15 protein-coding genes and 1 pseudogene are annotated in these 19,658 nt (G+C 31.5%); 14 read left to right on the forward strand and 2 right to left on the reverse strand.

The features are described 5' to 3' along the window. The 5 genes from LRP83_RS22060 to LRP83_RS22080 all read left to right on the forward strand — a co-directional run. A partial coding sequence (locus LRP83_RS22060; RefSeq protein WP_230498991.1) for a hypothetical protein occupies positions 1–966 on the forward strand: 966 nt, incomplete at its 5' end. A 294-nt stretch (positions 967–1,260) separates the two neighbouring features. After that, on the forward strand, positions 1,261–2,157 hold the full coding sequence (locus tag LRP83_RS22065; RefSeq protein WP_230498992.1) for a DUF4007 family protein: 897 nt from the start codon (positions 1,261–1,263) through the stop codon (positions 2,155–2,157). Continuing rightward, entirely contained in the window at positions 2,147–5,638 is a 3,492-nt protein-coding gene (locus tag LRP83_RS22070; RefSeq protein ID WP_230498993.1) for a DUF6079 family protein, read from the forward strand. The genes LRP83_RS22065 and LRP83_RS22070 overlap by 11 nt, the downstream gene beginning before the upstream one ends. A gap of 631 nt (positions 5,639–6,269) precedes the next feature. After that, entirely contained in the window at positions 6,270–7,181 is a 912-nt protein-coding gene (locus tag LRP83_RS23385) for a hypothetical protein (protein ID WP_435531384.1), read from the forward strand. Between the two features lie 177 nt (positions 7,182–7,358). Beyond that, entirely contained in the window at positions 7,359–8,153 is a 795-nt protein-coding gene (locus tag LRP83_RS22080; protein WP_230498995.1) for a hypothetical protein, read from the forward strand. A gap of 598 nt (positions 8,154–8,751) precedes the next feature. Here the strand turns inward: LRP83_RS22080 and LRP83_RS22085 are convergent. Then, on the reverse strand, positions 8,752–9,414 hold the full coding sequence (locus tag LRP83_RS22085) for a DUF6997 domain-containing protein (RefSeq protein ID WP_230498996.1): 663 nt from the start codon (positions 9,412–9,414) through the stop codon (positions 8,752–8,754). Between the two features lie 414 nt (positions 9,415–9,828). On the opposite strand from LRP83_RS22085, the gene LRP83_RS22090 reads away from it, so the two are divergent. The 6 genes and pseudogenes from LRP83_RS22090 (at position 9,829) to LRP83_RS22110 (ending at position 16,019) form a co-directional block, all read left to right on the forward strand. Continuing rightward, the gene (locus tag LRP83_RS22090; RefSeq protein ID WP_230498997.1) at positions 9,829–12,006 is read left to right on the forward strand and encodes a DUF262 domain-containing protein; all 2,178 of its coding nucleotides are present in this window, start codon (positions 9,829–9,831) and stop codon (positions 12,004–12,006) included. A 519-nt stretch (positions 12,007–12,525) separates the two neighbouring features. Further along, complete coding sequence (locus LRP83_RS23275) at positions 12,526–12,660, forward strand: hypothetical protein (protein ID WP_290369608.1); 135 nt, start codon at positions 12,526–12,528, stop codon at positions 12,658–12,660. Positions 12,661–12,687: 27 nt separating this feature from the next. Next, a pseudogene (locus LRP83_RS22095) lies at positions 12,688–13,119 on the forward strand (GNAT family N-acetyltransferase). A gap of 636 nt (positions 13,120–13,755) precedes the next feature. Continuing rightward, positions 13,756–14,133, forward strand: coding sequence for a RidA family protein (locus LRP83_RS22100; protein ID WP_230498998.1), 378 nt, complete (start codon positions 13,756–13,758; stop codon positions 14,131–14,133). 539 nt (positions 14,134–14,672) lie between these two features. Continuing rightward, a complete protein-coding gene (locus LRP83_RS22105) occupies positions 14,673–15,170 on the forward strand; it encodes a DinB family protein (RefSeq protein WP_230498999.1) in 498 nt (165 codons plus the stop codon). A gap of 639 nt (positions 15,171–15,809) precedes the next feature. Further along, a complete protein-coding gene (locus LRP83_RS22110; protein WP_230499000.1) occupies positions 15,810–16,019 on the forward strand; it encodes a hypothetical protein in 210 nt (69 codons plus the stop codon). A 203-nt stretch (positions 16,020–16,222) separates the two neighbouring features. On the opposite strand, the gene LRP83_RS22115 is transcribed toward LRP83_RS22110, so the two are convergent. Continuing rightward, positions 16,223–17,446, reverse strand: coding sequence for a translocation protein TolB (locus LRP83_RS22115; RefSeq protein WP_230499001.1), 1,224 nt, complete (start codon positions 17,444–17,446; stop codon positions 16,223–16,225). Between the two features lie 442 nt (positions 17,447–17,888). On the opposite strand from LRP83_RS22115, the gene LRP83_RS22120 reads away from it, so the two are divergent. From LRP83_RS22120 to LRP83_RS22125, 3 genes are all read left to right on the forward strand, one after another. After that, positions 17,889–18,491 (forward strand): hypothetical protein, encoded by a 603-nt coding sequence (locus LRP83_RS22120; protein ID WP_230499002.1) that lies wholly within the window; start codon positions 17,889–17,891, stop codon positions 18,489–18,491. A 408-nt stretch (positions 18,492–18,899) separates the two neighbouring features. After that, the gene (locus tag LRP83_RS23390; protein WP_435531385.1) at positions 18,900–19,049 is read left to right on the forward strand and encodes a DUF7683 domain-containing protein; all 150 of its coding nucleotides are present in this window, start codon (positions 18,900–18,902) and stop codon (positions 19,047–19,049) included. Positions 19,050–19,320: 271 nt separating this feature from the next. Beyond that, positions 19,321–19,638 carry a hypothetical protein gene (locus LRP83_RS22125; protein ID WP_230499003.1) on the forward strand — a complete coding sequence of 106 codons (318 nt, stop codon included), beginning with the start codon at positions 19,321–19,323 and terminating at the stop codon, positions 19,636–19,638. Positions 19,639–19,658 lie beyond the last annotated feature (20 nt).

Genomic DNA, 19,658 nt, shown 5'->3' on the forward strand with positions numbered 1-19,658 from the left:
ATTTATAATAGTGGATTAATGTTGTTTCAGGCAATGGATTTTCCAATTATACCAATAAAAAATGTAATTAATCAGGATATAAATGAATTTATTTATTCAACTATAAATAAAAAATTATTATTTAATAAGGAAGAAGAATTATTTCTAAGTAAAATTGAGTCAATATCATTATTATTCTCACTGACATCCGAAAGCTTCGCGACTTATAAACCCAAATTTAAAGATGTTATATTCTTAGCTATTGAACTAATTTCTTCTATAAGAGATAGGAGTTATAATGCTCATACTATTACTAAAATTTTAAGTAAAATTATCTCATCACCAATATTTGTTGTTTTTTATCATGAAAATAATATCTTATTTTCTTCCATATTAAATGATAATCATAATGAAGCGAATAACGGAGAAGTGTTTCTATCAGATTGGTATAATTTATATGAAATAACTAATAAAACTCTATCAAAATTATCTAGTTTATCTTATTGCAATCACAGTCAAGATAGTCTTAGGGATTTCTATTATGATCTCATATTTTCGATTTCAAGGGATTACTATGTTCATCCAGAATCTAATGAATATTTAACTTACGGTTTCTTATCAAATGAATTCCAAAATGTGTTATTGGAAGATGAGAGAACTACTTCGTTCTTATCGCTTAAAGATTTCGCAGAAGCAAATGGCAAATACTTTAGAAATCTCTATAATGATGATTTTGTTGATAATAATGAGGATATTGAACTCTTAGTAGCAGATGAAGATTTACTCCTACTTGATTTTGATGAATTCAACGACTTTGTGGTAGTTGGAGCTGAAATAGATGAATATGATGATTACGAAGAGTTTAAGGAAGAATTTGCTGAACTAGACCACCGATTAGATGATGAAAGCTCCAATGAAAAATTGGATGATTATCTTTTTGATGATCCATTAAAATTGCTAGATTGGTTAGAAGATAGCAAAGATTAGCTTTAAGGAGAAATAACAGATAGTTAATAAATTATATTACCATATTGATAAAATGTAAAAATAAGTGCCTTTGAAATTAATAAGGCACTTTTTTTTATGAACTAGGAATATTTGTTCTATTATTTAAGCTTTGTAGTTACTTTACGAATCAATTTGTTGTATAATTATTTCTGGAGAGGTTACCCAGTAGCGTGTAATGAAAAATATTATATTCTTTACTGAAATATGAGATAAGTTATTTCTGGATATACATAACCAGTAAAGAGTAAAGAATGTTAGAAGGGAAGTAATATAATGGCTTACGGAAGACATGAAAGCTTCTATTTACGAGATAAATGGGTTAGTAAGGGATTGAAGGCTATATCAGAAAATCCTCGTTTTTTCTTTGATAAAGATAATTTTGAAAAAATAGGATTAGGTAAGAATATGGTCAAATCACTAAGGTTTTGGCTAACTGCAACAAATCTTATGGTTGAAACTGGAAATAAAGAACACCGGCTTACAAAAGTTGGTGAAATTGTATTTTCTGTTGATAGACTACTTCAAAAGAATGAAACTGTTTCATTATTACACTATCATTTAGTGCGTAATCATGACTTAGCAACTGTATTTTATTGGTATTTTAATATATATAAAGAAACTATATCACAAAGAACAGAGTTAAAAAAATCATTTATTACATGGGTTAAGAACAATGAGACAAAATCGGTATCAGAAACATCGCTCAATAGAGATATTGATGTCTTAATACAACTTTATACTAAAGATGCAAATGAAAACGACCCTGAGGATTTCATTTTTAGTCCTTTTACAAAATTAACACTAATAAAAGAGGAACCTTCAGAAGAGAAACATGAAAATATACGTAAAATTAGTCCAGACATTCATAAGATTGGGATAATTTCACTATATTATGTTCTACTAAAATATGCTCTTGAACATGATGTTGAACTCATTAGTCTAGAAGAAATTATTAACGAGAAATTTTTGTGGGGGAAAGTTTTTAATCTTTCTAGGAATAGAATAATCGAAGCATTAAATAAACTAACAAACGACGATACCTATCCAATAGAATATGTAAGAACAAATAATTTAGATTATATTAGAGTTCCAAAGATAGATCCAATTGACTATCTCTGTCACGAATATAACTATAAGTTTGAAAGGGTGACAAATACTAATGGGATTTAAAACGAGTGTAAATATTAGGTTTGATGTTGGTAAGGATGAATTTATTAATAGGTATATCCCAACACCTTCTCATACAGAGGTATTAAAAGGGCTATTGGATGGGTTTGTAAAAGATAGTAACCGAGCTCATATAATTGTAGGGGCTTATGGAACAGGGAAATCGCTTTTAGCAACAGTAATAAGTAGCATTGTTTCTAAGAGTACAAAAATATCAGGTGTTGAAAAACTTATTAATAAATTTAATCATTTTGATGATTATATATCTGTACAAATGAGTGCTGCTAGTAAGTTAGATAAAAAATATTTACCAGTCCTGTTAACAGGTAATGAAGGTAGGTTTAGGCAAGCAATACTTTCAAATATTATTAAAACCTTAAAAACAGAAAAGATAGAAATCATATTACCTGGAGTTAGTGAAAAAATATTAGATTCAGTAAAAAAATGGGAGTTAGACTTTCCTGAAACCTATTCTTACTTTAGTAAATTGATACAGAGAAAGAATAAAAGCGTAGAAAAATGGATAGACGAGATAAAAAATCAAAATGAAGATGAAATAAAATTTTTCAACGATATATACCCTACTCTAACATCGGGGTCAACGTTTGATGTTGGATTTAATGAAAGTTTTTTAACACAAATGGAGCATATTACAAAAGTTTTGGATCAAAACAATTTAGGATTAATTATTGTTCATGATGAATTTGGCCGTTTTTTGCAAGGGTTAAGCAGTACTAATTTGAATGAAACTATGCAGGATATTCAAGACCTAGCAGAACTAACAGATCGTGAACAATCATTACATTTAATGCTAATTACTCATAAGAGTTTGAGACAGTATTTTAGAGGAATGCATGAAGATATAGCTAGGGAATTTCAGCGGATTGAGAAACGTTTTAGACAGTATACTATTACAAGTGACCAAGCAACATTCTTAAAAATTGCAGAAGTGATCATGACAGAAAATCTTTTGGAAAAGCCTGAAATTTCACAAAGTTTATATGATTATACAATAGAAAAGCTAAAGAACTACTCCCTATTTCCGAGTCTAAACCCATCTGAAAGAGAACAAATAATAGTAAAATCTATGTTTCCATTACATCCAGTAACTCTGTTTATTTTACCACAGTTATCGAGCGTTTTTGGACAAAACGAAAGAACGCTTTTTACCTTCTTAGAAAGTGAAGAAACAGGGGGGTTAATAAATCATATTTCCAAATCGAACACCTATTATAAACCCTACCAGTTGTTCGATTACTTTTTCTCAGATTCATCTGGTAACGACGTTGATTCTGATATCTCTAAGAATCTATTATCATATAAAAAAGCAATTGCAAGAATACCTGACACATTACAAAATAAAAAACTAGCATTCAACCTTATCAAATTTATTTCGATATGGAATTTATGTGGTCTACAACAAGAACAGAAGATTACAACAGACTTCTTATTATTTGCTATACAAGTTGACGAGAAAGAGTTAATTTCCATTCTAGAGCTACTAGCACATCAAAAAGTCATTAGGTTTAACAGGCTTGGTGAAAATTGGGAAATCCATACAGGGAGCACCATAGATATTCAAGAAAAGATTTTACAAAAAAAATCAGAATTTGTAATTAATCAGGTTGAAGTATTAAAAGTATTATCAAAAAATCTTTCAAAAAGATACTACTTTCCAGAGAAATATAATGATGAAAAAGAAATGACTAGATTTGCTAAGGTAGAATTACTTCTAGAAACAAATTTGAATACCTTTAATACGTTAAAGAACAAAAATGCTGAAACAGACCTTGTAATTTATTATGTTATTCCTGAAAACAAAAGCCATTCAGCCATTATTGAGGAAATATTAAAACTCTCCAAATCTGAAAAGGATATATTTGCGATTCATCCTAAACCGCTATCTTCAATAAGACAGGAAATTTTAGAAAGCTATATCATTGAGTCATTTTCAGCAGACAAAGAACTATTATCAGAAGATAAGGGTATTAAAGAAGAACTTATTATTTTATTAAAAGAAGTAAACCATGTAATCAGAAAATTTTTATCAACGCTGTCAACTTTTGATGAAAATATAACATGGCTAACATCAAGGGAAATAAAACAAGTAAATAGTGAAATAGAAGTATCAGAACTATTATCCAATAAATGTTATTCTTTATATGGAGAGGCACCAAGAATCGTCAATGAGTATTTTAATAGAATGAATAGTTCTTCCCAACAAATTTCAGGAGCAAAAGTTCTAATAGATAATATCATTAAATCACCTACTGAAAGCCAATTTGGTATTGGAGGCAATGGACCAGCTTACTCTATTTACGCATCCGTATTTAAAAATAATAATTCTTTCGATGAAAATGTAAATAATCTAGATTATAGTAATATTGAATATGCGCCATATAGGTTATTGAGAAAAAAATTAATTGAGGTGCTGGAAGAACAACCCAAAGGGAGCTTTTCAGAAATAATAGATATCTTTACAAAAGCTCCATTTGGGATAAGGAAACCGGTTGTACCCATACTTTTAGTATCAATGTTACGCGATCGCTGGAGCGAGTTTTTGCTCTATAGAAATGAAATCTTTGTTCCAGGATTAAATGGAAATAAATTATATGAGATATTGGAAGAAGAAGGTCCCGAAAACTACAAATATGTATATGAAAAAATTGATGAAAAATATATTCAATTTTTCAATTCTCTTGAAAACTATTTTTCTAATTATATAGAAGAAAGATTAGAAGGGCAGTATAATTCTAGATTAATACAGATTTGCGGTACATTAGTTAAATGGTTAAGATCATTACCTAGGTTTACGCAATTATCAGATTCAGTAAACAAGGAATTTGCATCTTTGCGGGATGCGATTAGGAAGACTGAGGTAAAACCACAAAAGAGCATAGCCGAGTTATATTCTCTTTATAATAATGATAATATTATAGAATTATTAAGGGTTAAGGAATATGCAGAATGCTTTATATTTGAATTGCAAAAACATATAGAAGGCTACATTCTTCAAACAAGTGGTAAAATGAATTTTGAACAACTATTGGAATGGGCGAAAAGTAAAGATGAATACTTGAAGAAAAATAATGAGTTAGTGAAGTCCATTTTGATTACAAATAATGATGATAATTGTTGGGTTAGGAACCTTATTGAGAACTTTTCGGGTGTTCGAATAGAAGATTGGTCAGATATAACCAAAGATAAATTTAAGAAGGATTTTCAATATAATTTTATCGAAACCATTAAATTTGATCAGGATGATAAAAATAGAGGCACAGGGTTAATCAAAGAGGATTCTGTCGACTATTACCAAATTGAAATGAATAATAAACCAAAAGTAATTACAAAAGTAGATCTCTCAGTTAAAGCAAAGACAGTTTATACAAATATTGATAGAATAATAAAGAACGCAGGTCGTAATATACCAAAAAATGAATTAGAATATATTATTTACCTTTTACTGGAAGAATATATTGAATAACTTAGAGGTGTTTAAATTGGATAATTCCAAAGAAAATTTCATTCATATAGCAGTATTAGCCGGAGGTATTACTAGCTCTTACGTTGCCAAGAATTTGGTTGACTCATATGGAAAAGAAAATAGTAGATTAGTGTTTATTGATACTTTCAGTAAACATAATGAAGATCCTAATTATTCTAGTAATCATAAGTTTATGGAGGATGTCGCTAATTATATTGGGATTCCTCTAATAAAAATTGAAGGGAATAACCAAGAACACATTCTTTATCCATATTCTGTTCCAGACGAAGATTTATCACAGCTTAGTTACTCAGTAGAAGTTCAATTGCAACATTTAGCTGCATATTTACAATCGATTCGTGATAATGAGAAATTAGAACCAATCCTGTATTTTGGAATAGCTCCAGAAGAAATGTACGAAAACAAAAATATTTGTTTAGAAAGTATTGAAAAGGAACTTGGTAAAGATTCGAGTATACTAGCATTTTTCGATCAACTTCCGATAGATTCAGTTAAGATTCGTTTTCCATTATTAGAAACAAAAAATAATCAATTAGATATTAAAGGAATAATCCAGGAAGAATGGGCAATACATCTTCCACGTTCCGAGCGTAAGCGTGTATATATTGCAATGTTCTCTGGTGGTGCAGGCAGTGCATACGTTGCGTATTACATGGTGCAAGCATTTGGAAAGGAAAATTGTAAATTATTTTTTACAAATACCCTTTGGGAGGATGTTGATAATTTACGTTTTATGGATGAGGTTTCAGAATATATCGGTCTTGAAATCACAGAGATTCTAGATGGAAGAACCCCAGAGGAAGTATTTTATGATTTTAAATTTCTAGGGAATTCTCGTCTAGCGAAATGTTCAGAGGAGTTAAAAGTTAGACAAACTCTTGTATATCTAGAGGAATTACGTGACAATGAAAATGTAGAACCAATTTTATATTTTGGTATTGCACCACATGAAAAACATCGTCGTGATGATACGCATCTAAAGAGAAAAAATAATATTATTGATGAAAATAGTCCTGATATGAATATAAGAAAAGCAGCAGGAATTCGATCATTTTATGAACATTTCCCACTTGAGCCTATCGAGACTAGATTCCCTCTAATAGAAACTCTTAGAGAGGACATAAATGCTAAAGGCATTATTCAAAATGAATGGGGAATTCAACTTCCACGTATGTATACAGTTGCTGTTGAGAAGGCAGAAAATGAAAATGATCCAACAGCTAGGAAATTAGTTGAGTATGGTATTAAAGGATTCTCGCACGCCAATTGTGGTGGAAGGTGTGTTAGGGGGGGCTTCCAACATTATGCTACTCTTTATGCAATCTGGCCAGATCAATATAAAGAGCAGGAAGAGATGGAAGAACGATTCCGCAAACATTTTGATAAAAATGTATCTATCCTAAAGAAAAATGGAGGAGCCTATACTTTAAGGCAGTATCGGGAAGATATTACAAAAGAAGGTATTGAAAAGTACTTGTTTAAACCGGATGACACAATACCATGCGTATGTTCTTTTTCATAAAATGAAATTTACTTACATTAATAAAAAAGCACCTTTGGATAGAGTAAAACTTCCTTAAGGTGCTTTTTTTATTATACTTCGGAAAAACATAGTGATATTTATATAGGTAGAATTTTGATTATTTAAAATATTACTGGTATAATAGATATAGAACGTATGTTCCTTGGAGGGGATAATATGAAACATGTAATAATGTATTCAGGAGGTATCGGTAGCTATATGGCTGCCAAAAGAGTTGCTGAGAGGGAAAGCATAGATGATATTATTCTATTATTTACAGATACACTTACTGAGGATGAAGATTTATATCGGTTTTTAGATGAAACTACAAAGGAAATTGGAGCAACGTTTATTAGACTTTGCGATGGTAGAGATGTTTGGCAGGTATTTAAAGATGTAAGATTCCTTGGTAATTCTAGGATTGCACCTTGTACTAGGATTCTAAAACAAGAGCCAGCAAAGAAATGGGTTATAAACAATTTTTCTCCTGAACAGGTAACTTTATATGTAGGAATTGATTGGACAGAGATGCATAGATTAGAAAAGATAAAAAATAATTGGAGCCCATTTAAGGTGTTAGCTCCATTATGTGAAGAACCTTATTTATCAAAAGATGAAATGCTTATAGGGTTAGAAAAAAAGGAGATAAAAAGGCCGCGATTATATGAATATGGCTTTTCTCATAATAATTGTGGCGGTTTTTGTGTTAAGGCTGGACAAGCCCATTTTAAAAACTTACTTCAAACTTTGCCCGCGGTATATCATTATCATGAAAAAAAAGAGCAAGAAATGATAGAGTACTTAGGAAAGGAAGTATCGATTTTAAAAAGGCAGAAAAACAAAAATACTTATCGATTAACATTAAGAAACCTTAGAAATGAAATTGAAAATGGATCAGATGAAATCGATCTTTTTGATTTTGGTGGTTGTGGATGTTTTATTGAAGAGGCATATTGTAATTATATTATTTAATATATTACACTTCAAAAAACTCAGGAACATATTAATATGTATTATTTAAGGAGGACATGTAGATATATATGTTCTCTTTTTCTTTTTAACTATAATAAATTGATCTTATATCTATATTATCAAAACTTTATACCGGAAATAAGAGAAAATATCAACCCCCACCAAAATAAATAATATTTGATGATTACAGCCGCAAAAAATGACAGCTCTTACATATTTTAGTGATATTTAGGAAAAAGTTAGTGACACCTCTGCAACGTTAAGAGCTTTTTTAAACACTTTCCGGACTAGACGTTCACATTACAATGAGAGGCGGGTATGTATGCCTTGTCGGCTCCAAGGTCAAGGTGGTTGCCTTATGACTCGCTTACACGCTTACAGAACTCCTTGGGGTAGCTTTTCAAACTGCGTCATGGCAATATTCATAATTGATGCAGCCCTAGATAACAAAAGTTTATCCTTAATTGAATTTACATAAATAACATTAAAAGAGAAATTCAGTCAAAATTACAGTCAAAGAGACCACGAAAATACATATTTTACCACCATATATGATCTCCTTGGTCAGGTTCAATTTTTTTATATAAGTTTTCAGTTCTTAAAATAAAGGTAATTTTAAGTGGGTATGCTTTACTGGATAAAGTTCATTAACTGTCTGAATTCGTGGATCAGGAAAAGTACATTCTACAATGTGATAATGTAAACCATAGTTTCTAATAAATACTTTAAGGTAAACTGGAATTATTTCCATGTCTTTTGGCACCTTGTCTGCAATAGATAGTATGGGATAAACTAACTTATGCTTTGCAAGTGACCTAAAGTTATCATTTGATTTAGCCTCGATAACAAACACTTTCTCTTTGACATTTCTTTTTTCGACAAATATCGCATCCACCTCAACCTGTCCGTTAATATGGGCATATTCTTCATCGTGTTCACTATGCAGTTTTAAATTAAAAGTAAAAGTAGATTTTCCTGTTGCTGGGGCAAGAGGAATTTCGTTTTTATCGAGACTAAGAGCACTAGTTATTATCCCCGAAGCTAGTCCTAAATTTACTAATGAAGTTTCCGATAATTTAGGGAGAATTTTAAATCCGTAAAGCTGTTTATAACTTACAATAGGTGAAAACTTCGACCCTTGTTTATCTTCAAATATGATTTCATCTCTTAAGAAATAGTCATCTAATATTGATGTATTAGGTCTAATTAATGCAAATTGTGTATTTTTACTAGAAGAAGAAACTCCTAGTCTAAGTACCATTATATTGTTTTCTCTTAAATCTTTATCTAAGGCTTCATATGCGTCTATTGAAATAAATGCGGCTGTATTTCTTTGATTATTTATTTTGTTGTCCTTTAAATAATCTTGAAATGAAAATGGACCACAAGTATTCTTTGCTTAGCTAATTATTTCTTCTAATGCGTACTTAAACACCGACATTATGTTTTCCGCCTTTTTAGAGTATATTACTAAATTACTAACAATTTGGCTACAGGTAAAGTACAAAGGGCTAACAAAATAGAGATATCTAGGACAAGTCATATTTTTTACAGGGATGGCATTTTTGTTATATTTAGGATATCCAAATAGAGTATAAAAAGTAGTAATGAACTAAGTGGGAATTTATAGTATAATTTCCAATAGATACATTTAATGTAAGAGGAGGGTATAGTTATGCCTAGTATAAAAGATTGCTTTGATTTAAATGAACAAAACAAATTGGTATTACCTGATTTTCAAAGGAGTTATGTTTGGGATTTTGATAAACAAAAAAGTTTATTGTCCTCCATTTTCACCTTATTACCAATGGGCGGGATTTTGATTTTAAAAGGGGAGTTAAAAGAATTTGCAGCCAAGGAATTATGCTTTTTTAAAGAATTGGAAATTCCAGATGAGGACAGGTCAAAAGAATGCTACTTTTTACTAGATGGACAACAAAGGCTTTCAACTATAAAGAGTACATTTAGTGACTTTTTTAATGAAAGGGAATCCTGGAGGAATATTTGGGATAATTTATATCCAAAATTAAAAACACGTTGGTTCATTAGGGTAAAACCTACTAATGAAGAAGACGATATTTTTGGATGGAATAATTTAAAGTTTAAAGGTCTAGATAACCTTGAGCCAGACCAAGTTGTTGATTTCTTAGAGGTTAAAAATATATTAAAGACTAAAGAACTAGATAAATGGTATCATCCAGGTTTTTCGCCAAAGGATGATAATGGGATACCATTGGAAGGCAATAAGTTGAGAAATTACATAGCAAAAAAGGCTTCCAATGACCATCTTGTCCCATTGTATAGTATATACCAACCACCTTCGTCTGAAAAAGAAGTAAAACCTTTACATGAATCAGTATTGCAAAAACTTGCAACAGAAAGAGTTGAAGAGTTACAGGCTGAAGTTCGAGATGGAAAAAAAGATATTATAGAACTACTGTACGAAGTAGAGGAAGATATTGGTGATTATTATGAGAATAACGATGAAAATGCAATTAGAAATGCTTGGTCTATGTTAGCTGCAAAATGGTGTGAAAAAGTTAACAAATATTTAGTGGAATTAATAGATCAACCAATTTCTACAATTGAACTACCATCAGATCAAATAAGTAGGGCTATCGCTATTTTTGAGAGCATAAATTCTAATCCAACTGCTTTGGATAATTTTGATATTATTGTTGCAAAGGCCGCTCGGAATAGTGAGGGAGGTTCCCTTTCATTAAAAATACATAATGAATTAAGAAAAGAAATTGATATTTCTAACGGTATTCTTGACAATATAATCGGCGTTAAGCCTAGCACTTGGTCTCCAAGTGTAATGGGGACTTTAGAAAACAATGAAATTTCTAAGACAGTAAAAAAACAATTTTTAAATTTACTATCGATATTTTCTCACTTTACCAATGGCAATGACACATTGCTTAAAATAGATCATATTAAGAAAAAGAAGCATTTATCACTGAGTCATATTCAAATACAGGAAAATACTGATATAGTTTTAAAGGCACTAATTAGGAGTTTTGCATTTTTGCAAATTAGATGTGGTGTAATAAAACTTTCCGCTCTTCCATATGAATTAATGATTTTACCAATAGCATATGCTTTAAAAGATGATAATGTTTGGTCAAATAAGTTTATGATAGATAAGATTGAATATTGGTATTGGATTTCAATCTTTAGTGGTAGGTATAGAGAAAGCCAAAATCAGAAATGTATAAAGGATATTTGTGACTTACAAGATCTAATAATTAATGGGACAAATAATTTTAAATCTTGGTACAATAACGTTTTAAATGAACCAAGTTATTCAAGCAAAGATGTACTTTTGTATAAGGACCCAAATCACGACATACCTTCAGCAGTGAAAATTAGCATACTACAATATATTGTTAGTAGACAACCGTATGATTTTCTCCCAAATGGAAATAGGCTATTTTTAAATGCCTGGGATATCGCTAAAGAAAAAGATGTTGAAGTAAACGGTGAATCATTTAAATTAAAGGTACAAGACCACCACATTTGTCCACTATATGAAGTAACAAAGATTGGTGAGACTACTGCCAAACTTAGAAATGAAAAACATATTCTGAATAGTCCTTTAAATAGAACATATATTTCAGCCTATGCTAATTCAAAAATCAGCTCAAAGTCACCAGCAGACTATTTAACATATGTAAGTAATTCATCGGTAAGAAATCATTTTTTACCAACGCCTTTTGAAGAACGATATAAAAAGAAAAGTGAAGAATCAGAAGATCAGTACTATGAAAGAATTTTGATTGAACGGTATAATAAGTTCGTAGATGGGATAAAAGACGAATTAGATCAACTAAATCCTTTTAGTAATCATTAATAACTTATTAAAAATATAGCTAAAGCATTGTAAACAATAATGAAAGAATACAGGCTAAACTCTAAAAGAGTTTGCCTGTATTTTTCTATTAATTTATCCCCCGAAATGCCTTTTTGAATATTTCTTTTAAAATATATTAATGGATAATACTTTTCTTTCGCAAATTCGCACAATATTACTATGTGATAATTCTGGATAGTTTTCTAAATTAATTTCTCTAATGTAACGAAATGAAATGTTTCTAGTACAAATACCAAAAAGGTTTGATCTGACTATAAACCTGTTTAATAGATTCTCCATGTAAAATTCATCTGTGAATTGGTCATCCTCATTAACAGCTATATATTTAATAAAATATTTTACTTACATACCATCAACATGATGTACCTAAGTTTGCTTTATTGTGGATTTTCTTATTCGTTGTTTGGGATCAGCACAAAGGAAATTGGATTCTTATCAATCTCAATTGTAATATTGAGTAATTGATTAATAGATTTGTACTATAGGGAGTGAAAAATCATGATCATATACAATGGGGCAGATGCGATTGAAACCATCCGAAAATGGAATACTCTAGGATGCTCCAGAAAGTCTTTGAAAAAAAATCCAACTAAACTAAATGGTGCCTTATTTAGTCAAACATTAAAGAGTTAGTAAATAACTAAATAAAACAAACTGGAGATGAGCCATTTGACTGTAGAAATTAAAAGCTATAACAAAAAACCAATTAAAGCAAATGAACTTGAGGAACTTTATCATCATGTGGGTTGGTGGGAAGAAAGAAAAGAACAGGATATTGACAAAATGTTAAAGCACGACGTGTCAGTTGGTGCCTAGCATGGCGAGGAACTTATTGGTTTTGCAAGAGTGATCTCAGATGGTAAATTTAGAGCCTATATTGAAGACGTTGTCATACATACTAGCTATCAAAAATCAGGTATTGGTACGAAACTTGTATCCCATTTGTTAGAAAGACTAACTCACATTGATTTGATTAGCTTGTTTTGTGAGGACGATTTAATTCCATTTTACGAGAAAAATAGCTTTAAATTTATAGTAAATCCCAATTTGTCATGCACAGAAAATGACCCTCGGACTACTGAAATAAAGTGACAAACTTCCATCACCTCCATTATTGTCTAAAAATGTATCGAAGGACTTTCCAACGGTAGGTGACTGAGTAGTATTTGAAATGAAAGAATATAGTAAGTTTGTATCTATACATGCTTTTTTGCCGAGATGTTGTTTTTCTCGAAAACAACCAATCTCAGGTGGTAGAAAGATAAAAAAGGCTTTATAGTGATGAGGGAATCATAGGTAGGGAAAGATTTGAAAGCTACAAAAAACAATATGGTGAACTTTATAGATTAACTCTAAAGAAAAAGAGAATAGATATACAACTTATTAAAAAGTTAAAACAGGGGAAATTGTTTAGATAGTAAGTCTCATGTCAGCTTCATATGTTTCCCATGTGTTTGATAGTTTCATTTTCATTTCCTTCTACTCAAGTTGCTAATTAATAGAGTTATTTGCTGGAAATCCAATGTTGCTAATGAGCCACACCTATTTTGGAGGATTTTAGCCAATATTTGGCGAATAGGAGTTAATAGATACAGAGAGATTTGAAAGACACCACTTTTGAAATATAGCTTGCTTAATTTTATTTAAGGTGTTCAAGAGCTACTTGAAGTAATAGTTTTTGGGTTGCCTACTCTGTAAATCTAACTAATAAAAAGGAGGAATTTTAATATGTCAAGAAATGCTTTTAATGCATCAGGAGCTGTCGCTGTGGGTCCTTACTCACATGCAATTGAATCAGGAGATTTAATATTTTTATCTGGGCAAACCCCAGTAGATTCAAAGACTGGAAAGCTTGTAGAAGGTGATATTGTTGAACAGACAAAACAATGCTTTGAGAATCTATTCCATGTATTGGATGCAGCAGGATTAACTCCTGACAATGTTCAAAAAGTGAATGTATTTTTAACTGATATGAATCATTTCACTGCAATGAATGAAGTTTATTCACAACAATTTTCTATGCCTTATCCTGCTCGTACAACTATAGGTGTATCATCGCTACCTCTTGGTGCACAGATTGAAATCGAAATGATAGCTAGAAGATAAAACTCAGGTAAAACGGATCATTACAAAATAGAGTAATCTAAAAGCTTTACTTCATCTTGAGGTAAAGCCTATTTCAGTTTCAAGTAAAGCAAACCCTAGGTTGAAAATTGTTTCAGCGTCCCGTTATGATCGACAAGTGGCAAACGCTTGTCGATTATGGTTAGTACTATAACAAGTGAAAAACTAAAAGACAAGATTTTAGAGAGACAAAACAAACAGAATGACTCTAATCAATAGAGGAGGATAAACCCACGTAGGTAGGTACATGATGAAGGAATTTAAACTAGATGATTCGAATAAGTTAGAGAGAAAGATATTTGTGTTGTATTCCCCCAAAAAATGATTGGAGGATTTCATTGAGAACATTTTTTCGTTATTTGTTCGACAGTTGCAAATGATGATAATTTTGATCCAAGATAGAAGGGACACATTTGGTTTTGGTAAATACCTTTTTAGGAACGATTAATTTATACTATGATAGATTTTTTCATGTCTTTTAACTTTGAAAGATTACAGAAAACAGTGAGGAGATTGATTTTATGCAAGTTGTAGCCAAAATGTTTTTAGAACAACTCGACATGCATTGCTATGAAAATGAGTGGTTTGCATCCATGGATCAGGCGCTTCATGGAGTCAAGGCAGCTGAGGCAACATGGACAAGTTCGGGAACCAGCAATTCAATTTGGCAGATTGTCAACCACTTGATATTTTGGAATGAAGACGTGATCCATCGAATTAAGGGCACAGAGAATCCGCATAAAGCAGAAGGCAATGATGAAACCTTTGGAAATCCGGGGGATCCAGAAGACGAAATTGGGTGGGCCAAGACAGTGCAGCGCCTTTATGAAGTCATGAATAAATTAAAAACGGTCATTTCGGATCTTGACGATGAAAAGTTAACAGCTCCGTATGCAGCTAACAGTTACTCTATGGAGCGTTTACTCAGCAATATCATGATGCACGATACGTATCATCTCGGCCAAATCGTTCTGTTGCGAAAGGTGCAATCCTCTTGGAGTGGTGTTGATTGGTCCTAACGGAAGGAATGATCTGTTTTCGTTAAGGCAGAACTTAATTATTTGTCTTGTCGGCACTTTCATTCTGTTCTGGTGTAAAGTTTGCTCATATTTCTTTGTTTCAATCATCGGACGCTTTTCTTTAATAAGAAGGCGTCTTTTAGTATGGAAAACCTATTTAAGCAAGTTTTTATTTTTATATTCGGCTTTCTATCTTACATAACACGCTAGGGAATAACATAACCATATTTACCATTAATAAAGAAAAAATGAAATCTACCTACGGAAGAATGGTATCAACTATCAAACTGGAAACATTGAAAAATTTCAACTTATCGAAATTCCCTTTTCTAATACAAAGATATAGGAAGTGAAACTAAAGTAATTGTGTTCATTGATTATGGGCTTGGCTATGAATTAATCAATTCAAGTAGTATTAATTGCATTAAATCATGTAGTAGGTAGTTCCACCTCAACTTGCATCGAAGGTGACTGACAAATACCAAATAAAAGGGAAAAGATTATTTCCATTTAAAACTTGTTCATCTCGTCTTTTTGGTAATCATAGCAGGATGTGTTTAACCAAAGATTAATGTTAATACATTCCCGAATGGTTAAAATAGGGATAAATGTAACCCTAATTAGAGAGAAGGTGGATTTATGGATTGGGGGAGTAAGATTGTTGAATCAAAACTGTTTATTTTTATTATTAAAGGCGCGTTCTGGGTTTCAATCGCCATCGTTTTATTAATTATCTTTATGATAGTTAATTTTCTCTTCAAAATATATTTTTTAGATTATAGATATTATGATACTGATGGAGGATTCAAGCCACCAATCGAAGATATAAAGAAAACACAAACTAATTAACTAACGGAAGGCTGAAATAAAATAAGAATCCTTTATCGATAGATAAGAGCTTCTATCGATAAAGTAAGATAATTGGCGGTTTTTTCATAACTGATTTCACAAAAAGCTGAAACCTACAAGTTTTTACCTGCATGTTTTCAGCTTTTTATTGTGCTTTATGAAAGTATTGGTTTAACAAAAAAATAACAAAAGGAAACCGTCAATTATTCTCTGTTATTCTTATATATAACAGGTCCATATTCTACATCATTAATCCAAATGTTCGCTTCTTTCTGCTTATCATCCTTTACCCATACATCACCCATGTATGTTCTATCTTGCTTACGAACCCATGTGAGATATGAACCAACGACTTGAGGATTGATATCTAATTCCTTATCTTTTGGAAATGTGATTTGCTTCTGAGCATTTGAGCTTAAATCTATCTGATATAGGGAGGTAAACATTGTTGGAGTAGGACCCTCTTTCCACGCTTTGTTTTCCTTTGACCGTGCGACGATCACTTTGGAAGGAGACATCCACTCTAAATCTAAGTCTACAAACCCTTTCGGTGTATATTCTACCTGCTTGGTAGCTACCTCAATATCAGCAATTTTAGTCACCTTATTCTTAACGAAGAACCGTCCTTCTCCTGAAATATAAGCTAATTGGTTGGCTTGTGGAGCCCACTTGAACCAATCACTAAATCCTAACATCCTACCGATGTCTTTGAATACTTTGCCATCAGAAGATAAAACACATAAAGGATTGCTGTCCATTGCCCAAGAAGGTGTAGGAGTCCCAAGAAAGCTGACCCATTTTCCATCATGACTCCATTTAAAATTACCAATAGTAACAGCAAATAATTTATTTTCATTAATTGGAATCGAGTATAATAGCTTCGGTTTGCTCTCATTCAGATTCATATTCTTTGGGATTTGATACAACTTAATTGGCTCCCAACCTGTAGGAAGGCGGCCAGATTGGGTAGAAACAATAAACTCTTTTCCGTCTGGAAACCATTCAAATTCACTAACCCCTAATGAAACATTTTCAAAACCGTAAGGCCTCCCATCCTTGGTCTTTGTAACATTTAGCACCCAACCAGATAAATAGGCTAGTTCATTTGCAACAGGGGACCACTGAAACAACGAAGTCTCAATCATTGGATACGGTTTATAATTTTCTTTTTTCATTGTATCGTATATCCAAAGTTGAGATTTTTCCCCCTTCTCGTCACCATCTATATAGGCAATGAATCTACCATCGTAGGACCAATCGGGAGAATAAACATATTTATTTGTAGTAAGCTGAACTTCATGATCTCCCTCCCTCATCCATAACTGATGATCACGAACAAACGCTGCCTTCAAAGGTACTTCCGCCTTAGTCACAGAAATGAACTGGAATATAATAAGCATCATAAGGAATAAAATTTTTATTGGCACGGCATTCCCTCCTGCTAATAGATTTACCTAATAGATTCAAGTTGATGCTATGTATGTGTTCGAATCAAATTGAAGAATTGTTACATCACTTAATAATGACCGCTTGAAAAAGATGACACAGTTTTCGCTTGATAAATTGGATAATTTTCCAAGTCGGAGGCATGCTTATGCCACTTTTGGATGACCACTCGATACATTTGTAAATCAGTTAATCACTTGTTTTCGGTGTGTGTGCTGGCAGTCAATACTCTAGAGGAGTGTATACATACTAATATTTATGCACACAAGTAATTTCTTGCTTGCTGTACTAACGGGCAGTTTAGTGGCAGAAGAAGTTTAAATTTATTGTAAATAAAACATGACCAATATATGGTAAAATGTTTCTAATGAAAGATGTGTTCTTGATGGAGAAGTGTATTTTTTTAAATAGGGGGAAAAGGTTGTGATTTTTAAAAAAAGAAAGGTATTGTTTGGGGTAATTACAGTATTTACTGGAATAATCTTATTTTTTTATATCAATAATCTTTTAATAAACACTCATAAATTAACACCTGTGGGTGAAAAATTGTTTGATGCGAAACAAATAAAAAATGATGTTGCATTTATCTTCCGAGATAAATATAGAATCGAATCAAGTGTGACAACATTTGAAATTAAAAAAATTCTACATCTTGTTATGTCTGAAAAAGATAAAGTAAGACTATTAAAAGCAAAACAAAATGAAAACGATAAGGTACTTCAATTTGCAATAACAGATAAGCATATAAGAAGCAAAGATATTAACGAAAATAAAGAAGGTAAAAATATTGTGACTAATCAATCAATCAAATTTCTTTTATACTTCATTAACCGAGAATATGACCCATCCATTAAAGCAGTGGACCTTGTATATTACCCTAGAATGTTCAATTTAGATTCCAATGAAATTGGTACTGTAATTGTAATTGATGAATTTAAAGAAGAATATCAACTACTAATAAATGAAGGATGTGAAGGTAAAGAACTTGAAAGAAAACTTGAAGATAAGTTCGTTTATTATGATTAGTAGGGAAAAATATAACTGATGTTCTAAGGAACTAACGTAAGGCTTTACAATTGGAGGTAACCGAACAATAGGTTGTAAGGGGGAAGTAATATTGTTCAATGGAATTCTGTTTGCAATACTTGTATTTCTTATACCAGTCCTTTTTTTCTATATAGATCAAGGTCAATATGTATTTATTTCCTATTTAGTAAGCTCACTTATATTTAATATTTACCTAGTAGTGAAAATAAGTAAGTCTAGAAAATATGAACACTAAAGAAGTAACGTAAGGCTAAAATTCCATAACAATCAATCGTTTAAGCCGAGAATATAGGGGATTTTATTCATCCACTATATGACCTCGGTTTCTTTGTTTAATAAGGATGTATTGAAGCAGGTTAGTGACAGAAGGATTGTCAGAAATGTAGAATATATAGGGTAAACTTTAACCTATCCTCAGAACATCCAGTTATTGGGTATTTTGATTTATCAATTAAGCACAAGGACTTTTTCCAAAAGTATTTGAAACATAAGATGAATTTTGATAAACATGAGTATGGTCTCTGGGGCGGACAATAATAACTTATTATTAAACTAGGGCTTGTGAAACTAACGGGAGCTAAACTGACATAACTATCAATGGCGATAAAGCCGAGAATATACGGGATTTTATTCATCCCTGGTATAATCTCTGTCTATTTGTTTTATTAAGGGAAGTATAGGGCAGCATTCCTTTAATGAAGGAAAATTATTGTTTTATTGCGTAACTAAAAGAAAAGTTGGGAGGTATTTATTCCTTGTCATTCGAATTTATATATTAAAAAACTGTAAAGGGGTGGCAAAGATAACTATGCAATTACAACCACTACGAATCCCTGGTGGATGGGAAATTATATGGAACAAATTCATAGAAATTGATCCTTTGATGATTAATGATAAAGATGATGACCTTTGGTTAGATTTCAGTGAAGATATTTTATTAATTATAAATAAATTCAAAAATGTTACCTTAGACTTAGGATGGTATCCAAGTATTAATCCCAGTGGTACTTTTCGAATCTATTTAATATCAAATGAAGACTTTAATAATCCTATGGAGATATACGATTCAAGGAGTAAAGATGAAATTGTTTCGAAAATAGAATACCTCCTGACTAAATTTTCTTAATATATGCATGGAGTATTTAC

It is taken from the genome of Pseudoneobacillus rhizosphaerae, assembly GCF_917563885.1.
GTDB classification, from domain to species: domain Bacteria; phylum Bacillota; class Bacilli; order Bacillales; family Cytobacillaceae; genus Pseudoneobacillus; species Pseudoneobacillus rhizosphaerae.